The sequence below is a fragment of the Hyunsoonleella aquatilis genome, from assembly GCF_014270105.1.
GTDB classification, from domain to species: Bacteria; Bacteroidota; Bacteroidia; order Flavobacteriales; family Flavobacteriaceae; genus Jejuia; species Jejuia aquatilis.
In genome coordinates this window covers 1-4,732 of sequence record NZ_JACNMF010000010.1, presented here as the reverse complement: position 1 = coordinate 4,732, position 4,732 = coordinate 1, and the positions used below count along the sequence as shown (strand labels likewise).

The 4,732-nt window shown below is 35.2% G+C and carries 5 protein-coding genes; 4 read left to right on the top strand and 1 reads right to left on the bottom strand.

The window, feature by feature from the left end; all coding sequences use genetic code 11:
* Positions 1–548: 548 nt before the first annotated feature.
* From H7U19_RS16630 to H7U19_RS16615, 4 genes are read left to right on the top strand one after another with little or no spacing between them, the layout of a single operon-like run.
* The gene (locus tag H7U19_RS16630; protein WP_186564007.1) at positions 549–890 is read left to right on the top strand and encodes a DUF6249 domain-containing protein; all 342 of its coding nucleotides are present in this window, start codon (positions 549–551) and stop codon (positions 888–890) included.
* A 6-nt stretch (positions 891–896) separates the two neighbouring features.
* Positions 897–1,451 (top strand): RNA polymerase sigma factor, encoded by a 555-nt coding sequence (locus tag H7U19_RS16625; protein ID WP_186564006.1) that lies wholly within the window; start codon positions 897–899, stop codon positions 1,449–1,451.
* A 1-nt stretch (position 1,452) separates the two neighbouring features.
* The gene (locus tag H7U19_RS16620) at positions 1,453–1,788 is read left to right on the top strand and encodes a hypothetical protein (RefSeq protein ID WP_186564005.1); all 336 of its coding nucleotides are present in this window, start codon (positions 1,453–1,455) and stop codon (positions 1,786–1,788) included.
* Positions 1,788–3,452 carry a serine hydrolase gene (locus tag H7U19_RS16615; protein ID WP_246454838.1) on the top strand — a complete coding sequence of 555 codons (1,665 nt, stop codon included), beginning with the start codon at positions 1,788–1,790 and terminating at the stop codon, positions 3,450–3,452. Before H7U19_RS16620 ends, H7U19_RS16615 begins: the two co-directional genes overlap by 1 nt.
* A gap of 359 nt (positions 3,453–3,811) precedes the next feature.
* On the opposite strand, the gene H7U19_RS16610 is transcribed toward H7U19_RS16615, so the two are convergent.
* Entirely contained in the window at positions 3,812–4,477 is a 666-nt protein-coding gene (locus H7U19_RS16610; RefSeq protein ID WP_186564004.1) for a leucine-rich repeat domain-containing protein, read from the bottom strand.
* Positions 4,478–4,732 lie beyond the last annotated feature (255 nt).

The following is a 4,732-nucleotide window of genomic DNA, read 5'->3' as shown; positions in this document are numbered from 1 at the left end:
AGTTTTCCGGCGGTAAGTTCGTCTAAAATTTTGAGTTTAAAAGATTCTGAATACCGTCTAATTACTTTGTCATTTTTGTACATAATTGTTTAAGATTATGTAGCCTTTATTCAGGACGGGTCAGTATTGTGGGCAACGGTAACGTATATGGCTCGTTGCGCGTAGAAAAGCACTTGCCTTTCCGGCTGGCACGAGCTAAATCTTTTGCGTTAAGTTTTTATCTTTTTTACGCTAAAAGCCAAATCCAAAAGATTTGGCGGTCTCCACAAATATACCCAAAACTTCAATCAAGCACTTGCCTAGCAATGAGCTATATACAATGTTATCTTCTGTGGCGACCCATCTGAGTAAGCACATCCAATTAGTCCGTTTTCTATTCCGCCCGAGTAAGAAGTCCGTCCATTTTGCATTTTTAAAGGACTTTTTGATTAGTCCTAAAACCCTGAAATTATTGGATTTAGGGTAGTTTTTTAAAGGTATATTGCAAATTCTGTAACCTTATCGGATTGACAATAATCATATAAATGTAACTTCTAAAACATAAAAAAATGAATGAATTTATCTTTGGGCCAGGAATCGTATTGGTGGCATTATTTGTTGCCGCAGGATACACAATCTACACTTTTATCAAAGCTTCGCATTTAGAGCGATTGGCTAAAATCGAAAAAGGTATCGATACAAATGCACCCTCGAACAACAACAGATACCTAGAATTGAAATTAGGAATGTTAATGGTCGGTATTGCTTTCGGTTTGCTTTTGGCATACTTAATCGAAAAAACTTTTAAAATAGACGAAGTCGTTTTTTATCCATCTTTTATGCTCTTGTTCGGTGGTATAAGTCTTATAGCATCATTTTTCTGGGCAAAAAGGCTACAGAAAAGCAAGTAGCCCTTTATGGATGCCCATTACATAAATGAGTTTTTAAAAGGTGACACAAATGCTTTTGGTTACTTCATAAGAAGGTATCAAAACAAGGCTTTTGGGGTGGCTATTTCAATTGTCAAACGTGATGATGATGCAAAAGATGTCGTTCAGGACAGTTTTATTACTGCTTACTCTTCCCTGACGAACTTTAGAAACGATGCAAAATTCTCAACTTGGTTTTATCGAATTGTGGTCAATACCGCATTGCAGTACATAAAACGGGAAAAGCGAAAAGATGAAGTAATTGGAGAATACTCAATTGCAGATGATGAAAAAACCGCATTCAATAATGCCATAGGTCAATTGCAAAAACAAGATTTAAAGAAGCTGATAAAAAGAGTATTTGAAAAAATACCTGCAAAAGAAGCCTTGATTTTACAACTGTATTACATCGATGACCAAAGCATTGTAGAGATTGAAGAAATAACCGCCTTTACCAAGTCTAACGTAAAAGTCCTTTTGCATCGTGGGAGAGCGAGTTTTTATAAGATGTTAAAGCACGAAAAAATAAATAAACCCTATTAAAATGGAAGATAAAGACCACTTAAAAGAAATCTTGGGAAGTATAGACCAAATTAACGAGCCGATTGACCTAGAGGAAGCTATTTTGAAAACAATAGGAAAACAAGAAAGTTCAAAAGCGCAAATTGCCAGTTACAGGGCAAATGGCTTTAAAGCTATAATCGTATCGACCATTCTAATTGTAGTTCTCGGAATACTATTTAGTCTGCCAAGTAGGGTTCGTACAGTAGAACATTCAATTATAACATACACTTCTATAACCATAACAATATTTATCATTTTCATTCAGCTAGAGATGGGAAAAAGCAAAATATTTAATAATCTGAAAAACAATTTATAATGAAAAACACAAAAACGATTGACAGAATAGATGAGGGTGTATATAGCCTGAAAATCAAAACATTAACTTTTCTAATATTGCTAATGATTTCGGCAAGCGTAAATGCCCAAATGACTGCGACTCAAATTGACAGTATAGTCGAAAAGGCGATTAGTACTCTTGACAACACAGCAGGTTTTGCAATTGGAGTTGTCAAAGACGGTAAAATTGTCCATGTAAAAGGTTATGGCTTAAAGTCGGTAGATTCAAAAGAAATGGTAAATGCCGATACTCCTTTTGGAATTGCCTCAAATTCCAAGGCTTTTACGTCCGCTGCATTAGCAATTTTAGTTGAACAGGGAAAAATTAAATGGGAAGATAAGGTCATAGATTATATTCCCGAATTTAAAATGTACAACGATTATGTTACGAACAACTTCAACATTCAAGACCTCTTGACCCATCGAAGTGGTTTAGGACTTGGTGCTGGCGACCTTATGATTTTTCCCGATGGTTCGGATTTTACAATCAATGATGTCCTTACCGCTTTTCAACACTTTGAACCAACGACTGCTTTTAGGACAAAGTTTGATTATGATAATTTGTTGTACTTAGTCGCTGGCGAACTTACTGCACGAGTAAGTGGAAAAACATGGGAAATATTTATTGACCAAGAGATTCTGAAACCTTTGGAAATGAATAATTCTTATTCCAGCTATGATGATGCTTTTAAGAATGATAACATTGCTGTGGCACATTCTTTTGATGGTAAAACGTTGAATGCAATACAAAATCCCAAACCAGATTTGAATGCCAATTTAAAACAAAAGATGAACGGTGCGGCAGGCGGAATTTGGGCTAGTGCAAATGATATGTGTAAATGGATGTTGTTGCACTTGAACGAAGGAAAATATGGTGCTGATTTGGACAAAACATTATTCTCGGAACAACAGCAACAAGAAATGTGGCGTATGCATACGCCAATGAATCGGCAGAAAGACCCGAGGTCGCCTTTTAAAGTCCATTTTTCGGGGTACGGATTAGGTTGGTTCTTATCGGATTTCAACGGATTTCTCAAAGTCGAACATTCGGGATTGATTGCAGGAATGTCCTCGGAAGTAACTTTGATTCCAGAACTTGAACTTGGTATAGTCGTTTTAAACAATTCAGATGGGGCTGGTTTTTTGAACGGTTTAATGGGCTTTATTTTACTGGATGAATATTTACAATTGGAAACAGGCATCAACTGGCTCGAAATGGCAAAGGGAATGCAACAGCAAGGACAACAAATGGGCGACCCTGATTCGGAAAAAGTTTGGGCTGAAGTCGAAGCAAATAAAAATTCAAAAGTCAAGAAGAATAATTATGTCGGCATATATGAAGATAATTGGTTCGGAAAAGTCGAGGTTTTCGAAAAAAATGGGGATTTATGGTTTAAATCATATAAGTCGCCAAGGTTAAATGGTAAAATGGAATTATACAAGGAAAATACTTTTGCAATAAAATGGGAATACCAAGATATGAAGGCTGACGCTTTTGCCATTTTTTCGCTAGATGAAAACGGCAAAGCTCAAAATATTAAAATGAAAGGAATTTCTCGTTTTATCGATTTCAGTTTTGATTTCCAAGATTTAGATTTGAATAAAGTATTGGAAAATCCACAAATCGAAGGCAGAACAAGATAGGCATTGATTCAAGCTAAAAAAGTTCCGTAATACATCTATTTTACGGGGCTTTTTTGCGTTTACTGTTGGCAAGTCCTTTTTTTGTCCCGCCCGAGTGAGAAGTCCAGCGTTCTGACATTCAGTTCCGTTCGAGTGAGAAATCCGTCCGTAAGTTTTGTCTATTCTACTGGTAGGATTTGGACAAAAATTTTGATGGATTGTTTTTTTTAGCCATTGAAGATAACGTTCTAGTATAACCGTCAGTTACGGGTTAATATGCGTTAATTTTCGGTTAAGCACTGACTTTAGCAATTCCGAGTGGATTCGGACGTAGTCGAATCCGCCGTAATTGCGGTTATACAATGTTAGCAAACGTTTTTTCATCTTAACTCAATTTGCTTTGGCAGTATTTCCCTCAATTTTGTATGATAGAAATCAGGTAGAATTAACGTTTCCAAATTTTCTAATTTTAGCAAAGAATCTAAATCCAATTTTGTTTTTATATCTAATCCAAGTTCTTTAAGATTCCTCAATTCAGATATTGGTTCAATACTTTTTAAGTTCAAACTCTGTCCGTGATAATTTCCAAATAAGTTTAGTTTTTCAAGAGAGTGTAATTCCGATAATTCTTCAATTGTTTCAAGTCCGAAAAACTGGGATAGCTTACAATATTTCAATTCAGTCAGTAATTCAATTCCTCTCAGATTTGAGATTCCTTTACTACCACAGAAATTGAGGTTTTCAAGTTTTTTCAACTTTCCAATTGAACTAAAATCTGTTATTTGACTAACTTTAACTCCAAGTCCTTTAAGATTTGGAATATTACATATTGCCTCAAAATATTCTTGATTAACTCGATGTCCAAGGAATAAATATTTTAAGTTTTCAAGTTTTGGAAAAACCTTAATCCATTCCGCTCTCAACTTTTTTATTTTCGGATAGCTTAAATCATTTTCTTGGGAATAATCTGGTGACAAAAATTTACATTCGTAAATTTCTGGATCTTCAATTCGAAGTCGTTGTATGTTTTTTATCCAGTTTTCCATTCAAATGTTTGCTAACGTGTTTGTATATGGTTTGTTGCGTGGTTAAGCACGTAATTTAGCAAATAAAAACCGAATAGAAAATCCGCGAGGATTTTCGTAAGTAGGCTAGAACTAGCAATAAATTATATACGGCTTAAGTTTGTCTTTCATTAAATTTAACCAATAATCAGAAAGAACAAAAGAGAGAAATAAGGTTAGTATACACGGTGAAGCTTTGGACTTCGACAACATTGATAACCCTCTCTCTTTTTCTGC